Consider the following 18,385-nt stretch of genomic DNA (forward strand, 5'->3'; position numbering starts at 1 on the left):
TATTCTGAAAGCATATGGCCGACAACTGGAGGCCTTCTGGGTACCAAATAATCAATACTTTAAAGTGGTCGGAAGCCCCTCCATCATTGAGTTTTACCTTTTGCCGGTATTTCTTTGCTGAAAGGTAAATGTGGAGACTTGTATATCGGCATGCCCACGGGAGCCATCACAGGCGGGCGTTTGTCGCTTTGAACGCCACCGAAGGCGACAGGAAGGCCAATGGCGGGACTATGTGGATGGTTTGGAGCGCCCAGGGAGGCGGCAGGCGATATTCTCGGCCTGCAGGAGGCCGGGCTCCCTTCAGCTCCGGGTAGGTCCAGCGCGCGCTGCGATGGCCCCCGGGGCGGGTGTCTGGTCCAGGGCGGCTGGGTGGCCCAGGCCCCGGATGGGCTGATCGCGGGCATCACCGGCCATCCCCGGTGGCGGGAACAAGGCCTGCAGCGCCTGGCGCTGGAACAGTCGCCCGCGCATGCCTTGCTGGATGCCTATCGGCGTTTTGGCGAGGCCCTGTTCAGTCAGCTCGCGGGCGATTTTGTCGTGGCGATCCTGGACCCGGAGCGGCCGCGCCTGCTTGCGGGCGTAGACCGCATGGGACAGGCCTCGCTGCACTGGGCGGCGGTGCCGGGCGGGGTCGTCTTCGGGACAACGGCCGGCAGTGTGGTTCGCTATCCCGGTCTGAGTCGCGAGCCGACCCCTTCGGGGCTTTATCACTACCTCTTCTTCCATATGCTGCCCGCACCGGTCAGTGTGTTCGCGGGCGTCGAGAAGCTGCGCGCCGCGCACTACCTGGAACGCCAGGCGGACACAATCCGCGTGAAGCCGTACTGGCTCCCGCATTTCCGCGAGGCGCGCATGGGCAATGCCGCCGAGATGGGGACGGCCCTGCGGGATCAGCTGCGCAATGCCGTCAAGCAGCAGCGGGAGACGCCGAAGCCTGGGGCTTTTCTCAGCGGAGGGCTGGACAGCTCGACCGTGGCCGGGCTCCTGGCCGAGACCACCCCCGAGCCGCCGCCGACATTCAGCATCGGTTTCGATGCCCCGGGTTACGACGAGATGGAGTACGCCCGTATCGCGGCCCGGCACTTTGCGACCCGGGCGAACGAGTACTACGTGACGCCGGACGACGTCGTCGCCGCCGTTCCCTTGATTGCCGGCAGTTACGACGAGCCCTTTGGCAACTCCTCGGCACTTCCCGCCTATTTCTGTGCACGCATGGCGGCACAGGCGGGCGTGACCCGGATGCTGGCTGGCGATGGTGGTGACGAGCTGTTTGCCGGCAACGCGCGTTATGCCAAGCAGGGCCTGTTCGAGCACTGGCAGCGTCTGCCGCGCCCATTGCGCCAGGGCATGCTGGAGCCCCTGATGACGCGCATCCCGCAACAGGCGGGGTGGCTGGGCAAGGCGCGTCGCTACGTGGAGCAGGCGCGTATCCCGCTGCCCGATCGGCTGCAGACCTACAACTACCTGTATCACCTGTCGCCCACGAGCATGTTCGAGCCGGAGTTTCTCGCGGCGGTGGACACGCGGGCGCCATGGGATTTGATGCGCGAGATCCACGATCAGCCGGCGCACGCCTCGCCGCTCAATCGCATGATGTACCTGGACTGGCAGCAGACCCTGGCCGACAACGACCTGCGCAAGGTGACGCGCATGTGCGAGCTGGCCGGCGTGGATGTCGTCTTTCCGATGCTGGATGACGACGTGGTGGAGTTCTCTCTGGGCATCCCGTCCGACCAGAAACTGCGCGGGCAGCGGCTGCGCCACTTCTACAAGGAGGCGATGCAGGGGTTCCTGCCCGACGCCATCATCGACAAGAAGAAGCATGGCTTTGGTCTGCCCTTCGGGGTGTGGATGCACGACCACGCGCCGCTACGCGAACTGGCCTATGACAGCCTGCTGCGGCTCAAGGGGCAGGGCTTTCTGCGGCCGCAGTTCATCGACGAACTCATTTCGCTGCACCGCGACGGACACGCGGCCTACTACGGCGACATGGTGTGGGTGCTGATGATGCTGGATCTCTGGCTGCACGCCCCGTCGAGCGAGATGCCAGCCGAAGCGCGCGCCCAGGCGGGCGGTTACTGAACCCGACAGACCACGTGCCGGTGCTTGCCACCGGCTTCCGGGGCGATCGCCTCGACTTGGCGGACCTCCACCGTCAGGGGGTCCCCCAGGGTCTGCGTGAAGGCGCGCCGCAGGCGCTGCTCCACGGCCTCGGGCAGTGGCTTGTCGAGGACCAGCAACAGCTCGACCCGGTCCGGCGCGTGCTGGATGATCTTGTACGAGCGCAGGCCCGCGATCTCGCGCAGGCAGTAGTTGAAATGACTGCCGTGCACCCAGCGGCCATCGAGGGCGATCAGGCCGTCGTTGGCCCGCCCCTCGATCGCCCGCAACAGGGGCAGGCCGCGCCCGCAGGGGCAGGGCGCCGGGTCCAGCGCGCCACGATCCCCGGTGCGGTAGCGGATGAAGGGATACTCCGGACCCATCAGATTGGTGACCACGATCTGCCCGGTCTCGCCGGCCGGAAGTGGTCGCCCGGCATCGTCCAGGATCTCGACGATCAGTGCCTCGGCGGTCAGGTGCAGCCCGCCATGCGGGCATTCGCGTGCGATCAGGCCGGCATCCCGGCCACCATACTCGTTCGCGACCCCACAACCCAGTACGTCGGTAATGATCGCTCGCCACTCCGGGCGCAGGACCTCCGACGTGGTAAAGGCCACCCGAATGCCCAGGTCATCCAGGCGCCGGCCCTGTTCCCGCGCGTGCGCGCAGACCCGTGCCAGCACGGAGGGATAGCCGAAGATCATGCGCGGGCGGAACTCGCGAATCTGGTCAATGATGGCATCGACCCGTGCCCGGTCGAGGTCGCGGGCCGGGACCAGGCGCGAGCGCAGCACGCGGTCGCGCCAGGACCGCAGGCGATTCTGCGCGTCGGTCTCGTTCGGCGCGCCCCACAGGACCAACTCGCGATCGCCAATGTCGACATCCCACCACCGGGTCGCGCGCCACTTGGCGGCGATGTCCATCGCAATGCGCTCGCGCCCCAGCCAGAAGGCCAGCGGTTCGCCGGTCGAACCGCTGGTACGTTGCGCGACCAGGCCTTGTGCCCCGTCCGCTCGCCACTCATGGCCTGCCTGGCGCAGCACGGCCTTGTCGATGACCGGCAGGCGCTCAAGATCCGCAAGGCACGTCAGCGCGCGGGGTGACCAGTCCTGGTCGGCGAACCACTGGCGATAGAACGGAATCTGTTGTGCCACGCGTTCGAGCAGGATCTGCAGGCGGGTCAGCTGCAGGTTCTCCAGCGCCTCGGGCGTCCACCACTGGGTCGCCTCCAGCGCCTTGCGCAGGGGCACCGTCGGGTGCCCCTTCAGCCGTTCGTGCACGGGAAAGGCGCCATGTGCGACCAGCGATGTGTACAGCCCCATCTTCAGGCGCGCCGTGGCAGGCGATGTCCGACGGGTCCGGCGATCGTTTCGAAGGCCGCGACCAGTTCCGGAATCCGCACCCGCCAGTCATTCGCCCGTGCATGGGACAGGATCACCGAGCGGTCCCATTCGCGACCCAGGGCCTCGTGGATCGCTGAGCGCAGTGCGTCATGATCCCCGTACGGGACGATCAGCCCCACCTGCTCCGAGGCGACCACCTCGGCGTTGCCTCCCACATCCGTGGTGACGATGGGCAGCCCGCAGGCCGAGGCCTCCAGGAAGACATTCGCCCAGCCTTCAAAACGCGTGGCAAGCACGAACAAGTCCCCTGCGGAGTACACGAACCGCAGCTCGTCGGGCGCGACGGGCCCGAGGAACCACACCCGGTCCTGCAGCCCCAGTGACTGGACCTGCTGGCGCAGCTCGGGCTCGTTGTTTCCCTCGGGGGTGCCGCCTCCGGCAATCACCAGATGCAGGTCCGGGTGCTGTTGCAGCAACTCCGGCAGGGTCGCGATCACCCGGTGAAAGCCCTTGCGCTCGGACAGCCCGCCGACGGAGATCAGGAATTGCCCCTCAGCGGGCAGGCCCAGGCGCTTCCGGGCCTGGGCCCGCTCCTCCGGCTTGAAGCGGTCGAGATCGGCCCCGTTTCCCACGACCTGCACGTGGTCGGGCTCGATGCCCCAGTCCAGTGCCTCGTCGCGCAGCGCGCCGGCCACCGAGAACACTCGCGCTGCATCCTCCAGCGCCCGGCGAATCTGCACCCGGTGCAGCGGCCGGTTGCGGAAACGGTTCAGGCTGCCGCGCAGGGTGATGGTATAGGGGCGGTGCAACCAGCGTGACAGCCAGCGCGCGGCGACCCCGTCGGGATAGATGAAATGGGCATCGATCACGTCGAAGCCGAACTCGCGCTGCAGCCGGCGCATCAGGCGCAGACTGCCGAGCGCCTGAAAGAAACCGTCGGTCCACTTGAACAGGCCCGGGATACACAGGAAACGGGGGTGGTAGACGCGAATCGACCCCTGCATCTCGAAGGCCGGCTGCGGCGGTCGGGCGTGCGGACGCAGGCGTCCCAGCCAGTTCTGGAACGGGAACCAGGGCGCCGGGGCGACGACGACCAGATCGAGATGTTCGGCGACACGGCGCATGCGCTCGCGCACGAACAGCCCCAGATTGGGCTGCGCCGCGCTCGGGTACACGCGGGTGTAGACCACCAGACGTGGGCGCCCGTCATCCGGCACGCAGCACCTCCGGCCGGGCCCGCAGCCCGTCGTAGACCGACTGGTAGCGCGCGACACTCGCCGCCCAGGTGCGCTCCTGCTCCACGAAGCGCCGCCCGTTCTCCCGCACCCGTGGCCAGTGTTCCGAGTGCTCCAGCGTCTCCAGCACTCGGGCGGCCAGGGCCTCCGGGTTGTCGGCGGGGAACAGCCAGCCGGTCTCGCCATCCCGGATCAGTTCCCGGTGTCCGCCCACGTCCGATGCCACCAGCAGGCGTCCCTGGGCCATTGCTTCCAGTGGTTTCAGCGGCGTGACCAGATCGGTCAGGCGCATCGAATGGCGCGGATACACGAGCAGGTCAACCAGGTCGTAGTAGCGCTGCACCTGGTGATGCGGGACGCGCCCGGTGAAGATGACACGGTCCTGGATGCCGAGGTGTTCGGCCCGGGCCTTCAGGCGCTCGGCTTGCGGCCCGCCCCCGACCAGCAGGATGCGGACATCGGGCGCTCGGGCCCGGATGCGCGGGTAGGCCTCGAGCAGGATATCGAGCCCCTCGTAGGCATAAAAGGACCCGAGAAAGCCGAGCACACGGGCGTCGCCCAGACCCAGTTCGGCCTTCAGGGCGGGATCGGGCTCACCGCCCAGGTGGAAGTCATCCGCGTCCACCGCATTGGGGATCACAGTGACCCGCTCGGCCGGGATGCCGCGCGCGATGATGTCGCGGCGCAGCCCCTCGCAGATGGTGGTGATATGTCCCACGCGCTTCAGGGCATAGGTCTCCAGCTCCCGCGTCAGGCGGTAGCGCAGGCCATGTTCGCGGGCGGTGCCATGGTCTACCGCGGCGTCCTCCCAGAATGCCCGCACCTCGTAGACCACCGGGATCCCCAGCCGGCGACCGGCACGCAGGGCCGGCAGGGCATTCAGTGCGGGCGAGTGGGCATGGATGATGTCGGGCGCGACCTGGCAGGCGACGCGGGTCAGCCGCTGGGTCAGTGCCTGCATCAACCCCCATTGTTCGATACCCGGGATCGCACTCGCGTTGTGGGCCGTTCGGTAAAAGTGCAGGCCGTCGATCGTCTCCTCGTCCGCCTGGGCCATTGTGTGCTTGGGACTGGTCAGGTGAAAGGTCCGCCAGCCCCTGCGGCGCTGCTCGCGCAGGATGGCCGCGGTGCGAAAGGTGTACCCGCTGTGCAGTGGTATGGAGTGATCGAGGACGTGGAGGATTTTCATGCCGCAGCCCTCGCTTCGCCGCCCGGCACTGGTCGGGTCACTACGAGCCAGAATCCCAGGCAGCGTAGTGTGTCCGCGTCGAGACGGCGAAACGGCTCGGCCAGATAAGGCGTCACTGCCGCCACATCCTCGTCCAGTGCCTCGGCCGTGGATTCGAAATGCCGTATCACCAGCCCTGCGTTCTTGATTGCATGCTGGTAGCGGTCCAGACGCCAGCGGTTCGGGACACCCTTGCCGGCATACATCCAGTGCCACAGACCGACCGGCCAGGTGAGAAAGTCGAGTGGGTTCTCGCGGTGCAGGCCGTGGCTCTTGAGGTCCACCTGGTGGACCGCCAGCCCCCCCGGTTTCAGGGCCGTCGCCATGTCGCGGAAGGTCGCGTCCAGGTCGTTGACGTGTTCCAGCACCGCGCGCGAATAGATCAGGTCGACCTCGGAGTTCAGGCCCGAAAGTCCATCCCGGGTCACGCGATATTCCAGTCGCTCGCTGCGAAAACCCGAGGCCGGATCGCCTGGGCGCTCAAAGCACGCGGCCGCCCGTTCATGGGCCTCGGGATCCAGGTTGTCCAGCAGGCACTGCAGGACCTCCAGCTGAAAGGGGCTGCGCTGCGACAGGGCAAAGCGGTCGACACAGGTCACCCGGGCCGCGCCATGGGCCAGCATCAGCAGCGCCACGCCGGGTACATCGCCGGGCCCGTACTCCAGCAGGTACTTGTCGCGAAGGCTGCCCTCGATCGCCTCGGGCGGGACCGCCAGCTGATCGAAGTAGTCGAAGAAACAGGTGGTGAAGTACTGCGCCACGGATTCCGCCGTCTCCGCGCCCCGACCACGGCCGGTCTCGTGGGTCAGTCGCACATAGAGCCCCGGGGCCCCTCGGGCCAGGAGGTTGCTGAGGATGGCGCGGGTGGCACGCGAGGCATCGGCAACGGGACGACGTCCATACATGGCTAGGCTCCAGGCAGGACACAGCCGCTGCGCGGGCTGGTCGGTTGCACCTTTTCCAGAAAGGTCTGGAACATCATCAGTGACCACAGCGCCGCGCTGTGATCGCGTGCGCCCCGGCCGTGCTCGTCGACCAGACGCCTGAGGGTGTGCTCGTCGAACAGCCCGGAATCACGCATCTGCTCGCCCAGCACCCGCTCGTGCATTGCCTCGCGCAATGGCCCCCGGAACCAGTTGGCCAGGGGTACGGCGAAGCCCCGTTTGCGTCGATAGAGAATCGAGTGGGGCAGGTAGGGCTCCATTGCCTTTTTCAGGACCGCCTTGCCTTCGCCGTCGCGCAGCTTCAGTTCCGGCGCGAGGGTGGAGGCCCACTCCACCAGCGGGTGATCCAGCAGCGGCACGCGGACCTCCAGCGAGTGCGCCATGCTGGCGCGGTCGACCTTGGTCAGGATGTCGCCCGGGAGGTAGGTCTTGAGGTCCAGGTATTGCACCAGCGAGAGCGGGTCATCGGTCGGGGCCCGCCCGGCATGGGCGCGCAGCACCTCGACCGCCCCGTAGCCCTGCAACTCGCGCCGGAACGCCGGCGAGAACAGCGTGCTGCGCTGCTCGTCGCGCAGCACCGACACGCCCTGGAAGTATCCCTCGACCGCATCCCGCGCCAGTGCCTGGAAGGTCGCCCGGGCGCGCAGCGGGCGCGGGGCCCAGTCCGCCTTGGGGTAGACCTGGGCCAGGCCGCCGAACAGCACGCGTCGCAGGCCCAGGGGCAGCGGATTGCGCAGGCGTTCCTCGGCCAGGTGGTGCCGATATCGGCGATAGCCCGCCAGGTTTTCGTCGCCCCCGTCGCCGGACAGCGCGACCACGACCTGTCGGCGCGCCTGCTCGCAGACGCGGTAGGTCGGCAGGGCCGAGCTGTCGGCAAACGGCTCGTCATAGAGATCGCCCAGGCGTTCCAGCAGGGCAAAGTCATCGGGGTCGACCTCGCGGTTGTGATGCTCCGTCGCGTAACGCTCGGCAACCTCCCGGGCATAGCGCGACTCGTCATAGGCGGGGTCGGCAAAGCCGATGGAACAGGTGCGCACGGGATCCGAGGATAGCCCGGCCATCATCGCCACCACGGCGCTGGAATCCACGCCCCCCGACAGGAAGGCGCCCAGTGGCACCTCGGCAACCATGCGGATGCGTACGGCCTCGCGCAGGCGTTCGGTCAGCTCCTCTGCCGCCTCCGACATACCGATGGGGGCGGCTGTCGCAAAGGGGACATCCCAGTACGCACGCGGGCTGGCGGCGGAGCGCTGGTTGCGGCGTACGGTCAGCGTATGCCCCGGTGGCAGTTTGTGGACGCCGGCCAGAATGCTGCGCGGCTCGGGCACATAGCCAAAGGCGAAGTACTCCTCTACCGCGCAGGGGTCGAGCTCACGCGTCTGCCCGGGGTGGGCCAGCAGGACCTTCAGCTCGGAGCCAAAGATCAGCTGGTCATCTGGCAGCTCGCTGTAGTAAAGCGGTTTGATGCCCAGGCGATCGCGTGCCAGAAACAGGGTTTGGGTGTGGCGGTCCCAGAGGGCGAAGGCGAACATCCCGCGAAAGCGCTGCACGCAGTCTTCGCCCCATTCCTCCCAGGCGTGCACGATGACTTCCGTATCGCAGTGGGTACGAAAGCGATGGCCTGCCCGCTGGAGTTCGTGGGTCAGCTCCGGGAAGTTGTAGATCTCGCCGTTGTAGGTGACGACGACGCTCCCATCCTCGTTGAACAGCGGCTGCTGGCCACCTTTGAGGTCAATGATGGACAGGCGTCGATGCGCCAGCCCGACCCCCGGCTCCAGGTGGATACCGCCCTCGTCCGGGCCCCGGTGGAACTGGGTGGCGTTCATGCCCTCCAGGCAGGCGCGATCAATCGGACGCCGTCCATGCAGATCGAAAATGCCTGCGATACCACACATGTCAGCGCCCCATCGTTCCGTGTTGTCGCCGGCGGCTCCCTGCCCGAACCGAGGGGGTCCGGGCGTTGGCCTTGTCCAGCAGGTTGTCGTAAACCCCGAGATAGCCCTCCACCATGGCATCCATGCTGAACTGCGCCTTGGCACGGGCGCGGGCCGCCTGACCCATGCGCTCGCGGGCATCGGGACTGGCGAGGCCGTCAGCAATGGCGTCGGCGAGGGCGGCAGGCATCCCAGCGGGCACCAGGGTCCCCGTTTCCCCCGGGGCCACCAGGTCGGGATTACCGCCCACCTTGGTCGCAATCACCGGCAGCCCGGAGGCCATGGCCTCGAGAATGGTGTTGCAGATGCCTTCGGCCAGTGACGGGAGGATAAAGAGGTCCATGGCTCGCAGGCACTGCGGAATATCCTCGCGGGCACCCGGTAGCCATGCCTGTTGCGCGACACCGGCGGCTTCCAGGCGCTGGAGGGCGCTTTCCCTCAAGGGACCCTCACCCACGATCACCAGGCGAAGGCGGTCGAAAGGCACAGGAGCGTTTTCGCGCAGGGCAATGAACGCCTCCACGAGATCCAGCGGGGCCTTCACCGCCTGCATCCGCATTACACTCCCGATCACGATGTCCTCGGGTCCGGCAAAGTTCGAGGGCCAAGGTCCGGTGCGCACACCCTCGCGTGGGTGGAAGCGCCGGGTATCCACCCCGTTGTAGATGTGCGTCAACCGCTCGGGGCTGACACCAATCCTCTGTTGCAGGTAGTCCATCTGGTGTCGCGACAAGGCGATATACCGGCCGACCAGGGGCCGCACCAGCCTTCGCATGTGGCGATGCTTGTCGCGGGAGCCGTCCAGGTCCGCGATATCCCATCCATGCTCGCCATGCACCCGGGCACGCACTCCGGCGAGCGTAGCGATGACCTGTGCCTCCAGCGTGGCGAGATTGCGGGTATGGACGATCGCCGGGCGCAGCTCGCGCAACAGCCGCCAAAGGCGCCAGTGCACGCCAAGGTCCTTGCCTTCGCGCTTGTGCAGGGCGTGCAGGGTGACGTCCTCGCGTTGCAGACGTTCGCTGAACCGCGTGTAGTCGGTCATGCAGATGATCGCGTGTCGGTAGCGCTCGGCCGGCATGTGGTTAAGCAGGTTGACCAGACCGTTCTCCATGCCGCCGACATCCAGGCGATGGATGACATGGGCCACGCATGGGCGCAGGTCAGAGGGGCTGTCCTGGGAGGCGCGGGCGTTCATCGCTGGTTGACGTCCTGCAGCTGTTCCAGCATCTGCGGCATTGCGGCTTCCACATAGGCCCGCATCGCGTCCTCGGCCGGCTGCGGGTCGTCGCGGTACTCGGCATAGATCACAATGAGTGCGGCATCGTCACGCCCGCCCAGCACGCGGCTGATGGCCTCGCGCGCCTTGACTTCGAAGGGGCGGGTGGTGAGATGCCCGTTCACCCAGTACCACTGCCAGGCCACCATTTGCTGGTGGCGGCCGCGCAGCAGGACTCGTTGCGGGTCGGGATATCCCGCCACCTCCGCATGGCCGCGGCGGGCCTGGCTCCATTCCGCCCGCTCGCGGCCTGCCAGCGTGTTGTGCCAGCCAAGCATGTTTCCGTGGCGTGCCTGTTCGCGGTAGAAGCCCAGGTGCATGCCGACCACCGCCCGAGAATCGTTCACGACCCAGCCGCCGCGCTCGGCGCGCATGAACTGATAGCCGGGCTGCCAGCCGGGCCGGTCCTGAGTGGGCACCGCGGCCCATCCCGAGGGCACCACCGGTCCGCTGCCCAGCCCCTGCACCGGGCCGAGGTCCCGAGTGTCCATCCAGTAGGTGTATACAGGGCCCAGCGTGACCACCAGTGCGGCGATGACCGCCACATGGGCAAAGCTCATGGCTCCGGCCTGCGGGGTGTTCGCAGTGGCCCGGCGAGCGGGTTTTGTGGCTGCCCCATCCTCGCGCCAGATCGCGCCGATCCAGAACATCAGGAAGATCACGATGCCAAAGAAGACCCACCCGTAGATCAGGTGATCGGCGCCCGCGGCATACTCCATGCCGCTCAGGTGGCCCACCATTACGATCATGTATGCGCGCAGGCCATTGGCGACGATCGGCACGATGATCGCGACACCGACGAAGGCGAGCCGCCGCCAGAGGCTGCGGTACATCAGGTAGGCATACAGCGTCCCCAGCGCGACCGAGGCGATCAGATAGCGTACGCCGCTGCAGGCCTCGACCACCGACCAGCGTCCGGTCGGCAGCTCGAAATGCAGGCCGTCTCGGTAGATCGGTATCCCGGACAACTGCACGGCTGCAACGGTGAAATTCGCGGTGAAGTCCATCAGCGGGGGCACCAGAAATTCGCCAAAGGGGACGGCGAACAGCAGGTAGGCCAGGGGAAACTGCAGTACACGCACTACCGCGGTGCCCATCACGAGCCACACCAGGAAAGGGATCACCAGGGTCGCGGAGAACTGGCGTACCGAGGTGACATCCACCAGCTCGCCCATCACCCAGGCCAGCCCAAGCAGCACGATGGGGATCAACGCCAGGGGAAAGGGGTGGGGGGATGCAGCCGCCAGGTCATCACGCTTGAGATACACCAGAAACAGCACGATCGGCACGATCAGGAACCCGTGCGCGAAGGTGTCCGAACGCGCCCAGGTATCCACCATCGAGAGATAAGTGGGTGCGAACACGATCAGCACGATGGTGATCAGGGCAGTCAGGGCCAGCGCGGGCGCCCACCAGCGCTGTGCTTGTGGCCGGGTCATTACGGCAGGCGGTGCGCTCATGCATCCCCCCGGGAGGCGATGGCCTCGCTCTCGGGTGCCAGCCCGCTCTCGAGATAGTCGCGCAGGCGAGCGAGATTGTGCCCCCAGTCGTAGTCCGTAGTGATGCGTCGGCGGGCACGAGCGGCCATCTGGGGATCGGGCTGTTCCAGACACTGCAGGACCGCACGGGCGAAAACGTCGGGATCGGTCTCGGCCTCGATCACCTCGTCATTGCGTACGGCGGTGATTCCCTCGAGCGCCTGCGGGGAGGCGACGACCGGGCGTGCCAGGGCCATGGCTTCCAGCACCTTGTTCTGGACGCCGCGCGCAATCCGCAGGGGCGCCACCGAGACCGCGGCACCGCCGACCCAGGGGCGCATGTCCTCCACCGGCCCCACGACCTCGACGCCCGGCTGGCGTTCCAGTTCGCGGACCTCCGGCGCGGGCCGGCTGCCGACAATATAAAAACGCACATCCGGGTGTACCTGGCGAATGCGTGGCAGGACGGATTCCGCGAACCAGACCACCGCCTCCACGTTCGGCCAGTAGTCCATGGCCCCGCTGAACACGATCGGCTGGAAATGATCCGGATAGGGGCTCTTGTTCGGTAGCTGCTGTGGGTCGAAGTACGCCGCGTCCACGCCGTTGTTCAGTGCATGTACTCGATCGGCGCTTTCCGGTGCCAGGGCCCGGAACGCCGCGGCCTCGTCGGGAGACACAAACAGGCTGGCCTCGCTGCGCGCCGCGACCTGCCGTTCATAGCGCAACAGCTGGCGGCCCTCGCGGCGGTAGATCGCGCTCATTGGCCAGGGCTTGCTGGCGGCGTACTGGGTCCACTTGTCGGAGTCGACATCCACGAAGTCCACCACGCGCGTCAGGTCGGCCCGGTGCGGCAGGTATTGCGCCATCGCCGAGGAGAACACCAGCGCACGGGTGATCTCGTGCTGCCCCAGCACCTGGTCGACCCAGCGCTGCAGCTCCGCATCGCGATACCAGGGCAGGGTCAGTGGTTGCTGTGTCAGCAGGCCCCGCAGCGCACGCCATTTTGCGCGCCCCGGCGAGAGCGGCCGAACGCAGACGCCCTCGCAGCAGCGCTCCAGCTCTTCGACGTAAGCAGCGTCGGCCGGATCATCGATAAAGGTGCCCAGGTAGACCCGATAGCGCCGCGTCAGATCGCGCAGGATATGGTGCGAGCGAATCTTGTCGCCTTTGTTGGGCGGCCACGGGATTCGATGGGTCAGATAAAGTACGGCATCCATTACAAACTCACCCGCTGCTGCGGTCGAAACGGAAGCCCCAGTGCGACCCTTCCCCGGGTGTGCTGGGGTGTTGACTAACGATCACGAGCACTACCCGAGATTGCGGGACAGCCAGGGCCCCACGCGGTTGGCCACGCCCAACGGCAGTCGCTGCCACGCCTGGATGAAGTAGCGGTACTTCGGGTTGAGCGGGTTCACGTCGGGCATGGCCCGGGCACGCACCAGGTCGTACTCGTAGTACAGGGGCTGCGGTTCGAAGCCCCAGTTCTTCTTGAAGCTGAACGACCCGGTATCGCGCTTGCTGCGGCCAAAATCGAAGATGCGCCGCCCCGACTCGCAGGCTCGCCGCATCACCTCCCAGTACATGAAGTCATACCCGGCCACCTCGCGGGCGCGCGGTGTGCCGCCGCCGTAGTAGGGCAGGACCTGGTCGCGGAAGTAGAAGTTGAGCACGCTGGCCACAGGGGTCCCCGCGTCGGTGATCGTGAGAATCTGGCAGTCGTCGCCGAACACGGTGCGCAGGATGCGGAAGTAGCGCCGGCTGAACACGGGCGTCCCCATGCGGTGCACGTTGGCCGCATAGATCGGGAAGAAGCGATCGATGTCCTGGTCGATCTCGCTGACCAGGCCGGCCTTGATGCCCTTGCGCACCATGCGCCGCTGTTTGCGCGGTATCGCCTCCAGGTTCTCTTCGACCTCTTTCGCCATCTCCTTGCGAAAGGTCACATACAGGTGCTTGGTCGGCCGATCCGGGTGGTAGGGCGCCATATGGCGGTACTCGAGATAATCCACCTTGTACTGCCGCGCGAGCTCCCGGGCCCGGTTGTCCAGGGCCAAGAATGCCTCTTCCGTACGTGCGGCGATGCCGCCATACACGCAGAAGGGCAGCGAAACCAGGGAATGGCCGAAAAACAGACTGCGTACGCGCGCCAGGGGCAGGACCCCTTCGATCCCGTTCGGGCCCTCGGCAAACAGGAAGTGCGTCGAGTGTCCGAAGGCCCGTTCGATCACCGTCTGCCAGCCCGCTCGGTGGAAGAACGTCGCCACCGGACAGGTCTCGACGAAGGCGTCCCAACGCGCCACATCGGCGGGTCCGAGTTCCTGGACCCGAATCGTGGATGCGGGCGCCACCGTGGGATGCTGGTCAGTGGACTTGAGCATGGCTTTTCGCTGTCGTTGGGGTTGGTGCTGGCGCCGGCGTCGGGCGGGCGAGCAGATGGGCAAAGACTTGATCCATGCGATCCCAGCGGAAGTCCTGCAGCAGCCGTTGCAGCCGTTGCTCCGTTCGTCCCAGGTTGAGGTAGTGACGAAAGCGGGTCTTGACACTGACCCCGGGGATACGCGGCTGCCCCGGGTCGATCTCCCAGGGGTGGAAGTAGAACACCCCGGACAGCCCGTCCCGGGTGTTGATCCTCCGCAATGCCTGCCGCGAGACGGCATACGGCAACAGCCGAAAGTAGCCACCTCCGGCCGCCGGCAGATTGCGGCCGGCCACGCGCAGGGTGGCCGGTGGGAGTTCCAGCACGCCTTGGGGCCCCCGCGGACGGTAGGGGTGGCGCGGCGCGGTCGGCGTGCCGTAGTGGTCGTGCTGCACCGGATAGATGCTCGAACTGTAGGTGTGTCCCGTCTCGGCCAGCAGGTCGAGTGCCCAGAGGTTGTCCTCGCCGATCGAGAAGCTGGGGGCGCGGTAGCCACGCACCTCGACTCCGGCGATGTCCTCCAGGATGGCCTTGGCGCGGACCACGTCTTCGCGAAACGTCTGGGGCCCCAGCTCGGTCACCCGCTGGTGGCCGTATCCGTGGCTGGCCAGCTCGTGTCCGGCGTCGACGATCCGGCGAACCGCCTGCGGGTAGCGCTCGGCGATCCAGCCAAGGGTAAAGAAGGTCGCGCGCACCTGGTGATGATCGAACAGCGCCAGGATCCGCTCGAGGTTGTATTCCACACGGCACTCCTGGTTCTCCCAGCAATGCCTCGGGAAATGCGGCGCCAGCGCCGAGACCTGAAAGTAGTCTTCTACATCGACGGTCAGGGCATTGGATACGGGAGGCTGCGCGGACGACATGGCGGATTCCCCGGGCACTAGTGCCGGGCGACCTCCTTGTGATTGAGGTCCGAGAACTTGTTCAGCGAGTCCAGCGTGTCGAGGATGCGCTGGGACTGCCGGAAGCTGATCGCCAGGGCGTGTTCGATCCGGTCCAGGCGTTTTTCCATGACCTCGAAGCTGTCTTCCAGGCGAATCAGGGTCAGTTCGTTGGCAACGGCTCGGTCGGGATCGACAGCACCATTGAGGGCCCCGGTGGCGGCCCCGTTCGGTCCTGTTGCGGCGGCTTCTTCCCTACCGAAGTCTTCCTCGATCTCTTCGATCACCCGGTGTGCTTCGTCGGCGTCGAGGTCGTAGCGCTCCTCGAGATAGCCCATCAGCAACAGGCGGTCGCACAGGGTGTTCACCTTGCGCGGGATGCCGCCGGTGAACTCGTGAATCACAGGCCAGATATCGGTGGCGAAGTGGGGCGTTCCCTCCCATCCCACGCGCGACAGGCGGTGTTCGACGTAGGCGCGGGTATCGCCCTCGTCCATCGGGCCCAGGTGATAGGTGGCGATCACCCGCTGGCGCAGCTGCTGCATGTTTTCGCTGCGAAGGATGTCGCGAAACTCCGGCTGGCCCAGCAGGAAGCTCTGCAGCAGCGGCCCGTCAATGCCCTGAAAATTGGACAGCATCCGCAGCTCTTCCACTGCATCCATGCTCAGGTTCTGCGCCTCGTCCACCACCAGCAGCGCCCGCTGCCCCCGTGAACGCGTGTTCAGCAGGAAGCGTTCCATGTGGCGCAGCTGGCTGGCCTTGTCGTCGCCGGTTCCTTCCAGGCCGAAGGCCAGACACACCGAACGCAGCAGGTTCTCGGCATCGAGCTGGGTGCTGACCAGTTGTGCCGCGAGTACCCGCTTGGTGCCGAGTGTCTCGAACAGACTGCGCACCAGAGTCGTCTTGCCGGCCCCGACCTCGCCGGTGATGACGATGAATCCCTCTTCCTGCTGCACGCCGTATTCGAGGTAGGCCATGGCACGGCGATGGCCCTTGCTGGCGTAGAAGAATTTCGGGTCCGGGCTCAGGGCGAATGGTTTGCCCTGCAGCCCATAGAAGTTCTCGTACATGCTCAGAACTCCTTGGTGATCAGCGCGAGAATCGAGTTCTCCCGGTATTCGTTGACCCGGCTGTTCGAATCCCGCTGCTGGTAGCGGTACGCCAGACTGCCCCGCAGGTCGGGGGCGAACTGGCGGTTCAGGCTGGCGCGGAAATAGAAAAAGTCGTCTTCGCGGTCGCTGCCAAGAAACTCCGTGCGCGAGATCCCGGAGCTCAGCTCCGTGGTGGTGCGCGGTCCCAGCGTCAGCTCCCAGAACGCAATCACGCCGGTGCGTCGGTGGTCGTCCTCGAACAGCCCTTCTCCGACCTGAAATTCCGCCTCGCGTCGGGTCTGGTAGCCGGTAACTCCGACCACACTGCGACCGGTGTCGTAACGCCAGTTCGCGCGCACGCTGCGCGTCAGGTAGAAGCCCTGGACGAGCGCCTCCTGCGTGATGATCGGGTTGTTCAACAGAAAGGCGATCTCCTCCAGTGTGTACTGGTCAAAGAGTTCATCGATGGTCATCCCCTCGAGTGCCGCCAGTTGGTTGAACTGGAATTCGCGACGATCGCGGGTCGAGGTAATGCCTTCGGTGTAGCTGATCCCGTAGCTGTGGCGGCGACTGCGATGCGTCGCGCTGAGGGCGCGTGTCTTGCCGAAAAAGCGCTCGCCATAGCGGGCCTCGACCGAAGTCACTGGCGTCGGGGTCCAGCCCACACCCACTTCCCAGAAGCTGCCGTCGTTCTCGTCGCGCAGGGTTTCGTAATCGTTGAATTCCTCGCCCACGACCCCGAATACGCGCACGGTGCGCCCGATGTGGTAACCCAGAGTCGCGCTGATCTCGCTGAACTCGCCCTCCAGACCGTCCTCGTACTTCAGCCGGTCGTAGAAGCCCGCCAGCTGCCAGAACACCTGATCGAACAGCGGACCGCTGTCCAGGGTGTACTCGGCCCGGTTGCCGGTGCTGCTGGCGCGGTTGCTTCGGTGGTAATGCCGTTCGTCGTAGGTGTAGCGAATGTCCTGGCGGGCAAAGGTGCCGAACTCGTTTTGCAGGTTGGGCGACACGCTGTAATAAGAGGTCTCTTCGATGTTGCGGCGCGGGGTGCTGCCGCCAACGCCGACCGGATCCAGCAGCGAGGTGGCCTGTTCCCGGCGCGAGGCGGTCACATCGACGAAGAACGTGTCCTGTATGACTTCGGTCTGGTTGTGAGCGCGCAGCATGTGCGTCGTGCGGTCTTCGCTCGACTCGGACAGGTGCCTGCGGTGGTTGAGCTGATAATCCACTCGGGTGTCATTGCGTACGCCGTCCCGGCGCAGGGTAAAACCCGGGCGTGCATGCCCGATCAGGTCGGCATCTTCCTGTCCCCGCGGCGCCAGGCGGACGTTGTCGGTGACCTCCGCCCCCACGGTTACCCGTGGCGTAAAATCCCATCCGGTCGCCAGGGCCGTGGTGGGCAGTGCCATCGAACTCCCGCCCAGTGCGGCCAGAAGGCAAACGGCACGGCCTCGCCGCTGTATCGAGGTCCCTTTCGCAGTCGCAGAATGTACCCATCCCTGGTTAGTGCTCATGACTCACCTCTCCATACGGGCGGTCGTGGTAGTAGCCGCCATCGCCAAAGCCCGGAGTGGAGGGCGCCCGGTTGAGCGCGGTCAGTACCACGTCGCAGCCAGCAAGCTGCTGCATCGCGTTTTCCACCGAGGCGGCCGGCGTGCGGTCGGCGTCGACCACCATCACGACCTGCCCCATCCCGGCAGCCAGCACACCCGGTTCACTGGTGGCCAGCAGCGGCGGGGAGTCGAAGAGGATGATGCGGTCCTGATAGCGATCGTGGAGTTCATCGAGCAATGTCCGCATGGCATCGCTGGCCAGGATCTCGGTGGACCGACCGTGCGGGCGACCGGCGGGCAGTACGCTGAGGTTCTCGATGCTGGTCCGCAGAAGGACATCGGGGATGGTCAGATCCGGGTCGGTGAGGACATCCATCAGCCCGCGATCGGCCTCGAATCCGAGGACCCTGGGGATCGATGGGTGGGCCACGTCGGCATCCACCAGCAACACCGTGCGATCGATCTCCATGGCCATGCTGATCGCCAGGTTGGTGGCCAGAAAGGTCTTGCCCTCGCGGGGTAGCGCACTGGTCATCATGATCAGCCGGCCGCGAGGAATCCGCATGGCCGAATGACGCCCGAACGCGTTGTTCAGCAGTGGCCGTTTCATCATCCGAATCTCTTCGGCCAGATTGGAACGCTGGTCGCCGGGCACGATCAGTCCCTGCCGTCGCAGGTGTCCAAAATCGATACGCGCCGATACCGGGTGTTCGCCGTGCGCGGGTGTCGGGGTGGCGGGGCTGCCCGCGTCCTGGTCCGGGTGTTCGAGTTGAGCTCCGGCGGGCGAGGGACGCAAGGGCGCCGATCGGTTCTTGTCCAGGGCTTTTTCAATGATGCTCATGTTTGTCTGGCTCCCCTTGCCGTGCGCCGGTCCCGGTCCGCAGGACCGGCGCCTCC

14 protein-coding genes are annotated in these 18,385 nt (G+C 66.2%); 1 reads left to right on the plus strand and 13 read right to left on the minus strand.

Going from position 1 to position 18,385, the window contains the following annotated elements:
* The first annotated feature begins 369 nt into the window (after positions 1-369).
* Complete coding sequence (locus C935_RS0103575; RefSeq protein ID WP_018861143.1) at positions 370-2,082, plus strand: asparagine synthetase B; 1,713 nt, start codon at positions 370-372, stop codon at positions 2,080-2,082.
* Here the strand turns inward: C935_RS0103575 and C935_RS0103580 are convergent.
* The 13 genes from C935_RS0103580 to C935_RS0103640 form a co-directional block, all read right to left on the minus strand.
* Complete coding sequence (locus tag C935_RS0103580) at positions 2,076-3,422, minus strand: phenylacetate--CoA ligase family protein (protein WP_018861144.1); 1,347 nt, start codon at positions 3,420-3,422, stop codon at positions 2,076-2,078. The two genes, C935_RS0103575 and C935_RS0103580, sit on opposite strands and share 7 nt — an antisense overlap.
* A 2-nt stretch (positions 3,423-3,424) precedes the next feature.
* The gene (locus tag C935_RS0103585) at positions 3,425-4,660 is read right to left on the minus strand and encodes a glycosyltransferase (RefSeq protein ID WP_018861145.1); all 1,236 of its coding nucleotides are present in this window, start codon (positions 4,658-4,660) and stop codon (positions 3,425-3,427) included.
* Entirely contained in the window at positions 4,650-5,867 is a 1,218-nt protein-coding gene (locus tag C935_RS0103590; protein ID WP_018861146.1) for a TIGR04063 family PEP-CTERM/XrtA system glycosyltransferase, read from the minus strand. Before C935_RS0103590 ends, C935_RS0103585 begins: the two co-directional genes overlap by 11 nt.
* On the minus strand, positions 5,864-6,811 hold the full coding sequence (locus C935_RS0103595) for a methyltransferase domain-containing protein (protein ID WP_018861147.1): 948 nt from the start codon (positions 6,809-6,811) through the stop codon (positions 5,864-5,866). The genes C935_RS0103590 and C935_RS0103595 overlap by 4 nt, the downstream gene beginning before the upstream one ends.
* 2 nt (positions 6,812-6,813) lie before the next feature.
* A complete protein-coding gene (locus tag C935_RS0103600) occupies positions 6,814-8,745 on the minus strand; it encodes an XrtA/PEP-CTERM system amidotransferase (RefSeq protein ID WP_018861148.1) in 1,932 nt (643 codons plus the stop codon).
* Position 8,746: 1 nt separating this feature from the next.
* Positions 8,747-9,982, minus strand: a complete 1,236-nt coding sequence (locus tag C935_RS0103605) for a TIGR03088 family PEP-CTERM/XrtA system glycosyltransferase (RefSeq protein ID WP_018861149.1) — start codon at positions 9,980-9,982, stop codon at positions 8,747-8,749.
* Complete coding sequence (gene xrtA / locus C935_RS0103610) at positions 9,979-11,523, minus strand: exosortase A (RefSeq protein ID WP_026278621.1); 1,545 nt, start codon at positions 11,521-11,523, stop codon at positions 9,979-9,981. Before xrtA ends, C935_RS0103605 begins: the two co-directional genes overlap by 4 nt.
* On the minus strand, positions 11,520-12,761 hold the full coding sequence (locus tag C935_RS0103615) for a TIGR03087 family PEP-CTERM/XrtA system glycosyltransferase (protein WP_018861151.1): 1,242 nt from the start codon (positions 12,759-12,761) through the stop codon (positions 11,520-11,522). Before C935_RS0103615 ends, xrtA begins: the two co-directional genes overlap by 4 nt.
* Before the next feature lie 90 nt (positions 12,762-12,851).
* Positions 12,852-13,922, minus strand: a complete 1,071-nt coding sequence (locus C935_RS0103620) for a FemAB family XrtA/PEP-CTERM system-associated protein (RefSeq protein ID WP_018861152.1) — start codon at positions 13,920-13,922, stop codon at positions 12,852-12,854.
* On the minus strand, positions 13,906-14,823 hold the full coding sequence (locus C935_RS0103625) for an XrtA system polysaccharide deacetylase (protein WP_018861153.1): 918 nt from the start codon (positions 14,821-14,823) through the stop codon (positions 13,906-13,908). Before C935_RS0103625 ends, C935_RS0103620 begins: the two co-directional genes overlap by 17 nt.
* Before the next feature lie 17 nt (positions 14,824-14,840).
* The gene (locus C935_RS0103630) at positions 14,841-15,911 is read right to left on the minus strand and encodes an XrtA/PEP-CTERM system-associated ATPase (protein ID WP_018861154.1); all 1,071 of its coding nucleotides are present in this window, start codon (positions 15,909-15,911) and stop codon (positions 14,841-14,843) included.
* A gap of 2 nt (positions 15,912-15,913) precedes the next feature.
* The gene (locus C935_RS0103635) at positions 15,914-17,344 is read right to left on the minus strand and encodes a TIGR03016 family PEP-CTERM system-associated outer membrane protein (RefSeq protein ID WP_018861155.1); all 1,431 of its coding nucleotides are present in this window, start codon (positions 17,342-17,344) and stop codon (positions 15,914-15,916) included.
* Positions 17,345-17,438: 94 nt separating this feature from the next.
* Positions 17,439-18,329, minus strand: a complete 891-nt coding sequence (locus C935_RS0103640; RefSeq protein ID WP_018861156.1) for an XrtA-associated tyrosine autokinase — start codon at positions 18,327-18,329, stop codon at positions 17,439-17,441.
* Between the last annotated feature and the right edge of the window lie 56 nt (positions 18,330-18,385).

The sequence above is a fragment of the Thioalkalivibrio sp. ALJ3 genome, from assembly GCF_000377205.1.
Lineage (GTDB): Bacteria > Pseudomonadota > Gammaproteobacteria > Ectothiorhodospirales > Ectothiorhodospiraceae > Thioalkalivibrio.

Excerpts from the sequence above, each read along its gene's own strand:
- C935_RS0103580 (WP_018861144.1), bottom strand. The coding sequence starts at position 3,422 with ATGGGGCTGTACACATCGCTGGTCGCACATGGCGCCTTTCCCGTGCAC.
- C935_RS0103590 (WP_018861146.1), bottom strand. The coding sequence starts at position 5,867 with ATGAAAATCCTCCACGTCCTCGATCACTCCATACCACTGCACAGCGGG.
- C935_RS0103595 (WP_018861147.1), bottom strand. The coding sequence starts at position 6,811 with ATGTATGGACGTCGTCCCGTTGCCGATGCCTCGCGTGCCACCCGCGCC.
- C935_RS0103600 (WP_018861148.1), bottom strand. The coding sequence starts at position 8,745 with ATGTGTGGTATCGCAGGCATTTTCGATCTGCATGGACGGCGTCCGATT.
- C935_RS0103605 (WP_018861149.1), bottom strand. The coding sequence starts at position 9,982 with ATGAACGCCCGCGCCTCCCAGGACAGCCCCTCTGACCTGCGCCCATGC.
- xrtA (WP_026278621.1), bottom strand. The coding sequence starts at position 11,523 with ATGAGCGCACCGCCTGCCGTAATGACCCGGCCACAAGCACAGCGCTGG.
- C935_RS0103615 (WP_018861151.1), bottom strand. The coding sequence starts at position 12,761 with ATGGATGCCGTACTTTATCTGACCCATCGAATCCCGTGGCCGCCCAAC.
- C935_RS0103620 (WP_018861152.1), bottom strand. The coding sequence starts at position 13,922 with ATGCTCAAGTCCACTGACCAGCATCCCACGGTGGCGCCCGCATCCACG.
- C935_RS0103625 (WP_018861153.1), bottom strand. The coding sequence starts at position 14,823 with ATGTCGTCCGCGCAGCCTCCCGTATCCAATGCCCTGACCGTCGATGTA.
- C935_RS0103630 (WP_018861154.1), bottom strand. The coding sequence starts at position 15,911 with ATGTACGAGAACTTCTATGGGCTGCAGGGCAAACCATTCGCCCTGAGC.
- C935_RS0103635 (WP_018861155.1), bottom strand. The coding sequence starts at position 17,344 with ATGGCACTGCCCACCACGGCCCTGGCGACCGGATGGGATTTTACGCCA.
- C935_RS0103640 (WP_018861156.1), bottom strand. The coding sequence starts at position 18,329 with ATGAGCATCATTGAAAAAGCCCTGGACAAGAACCGATCGGCGCCCTTG.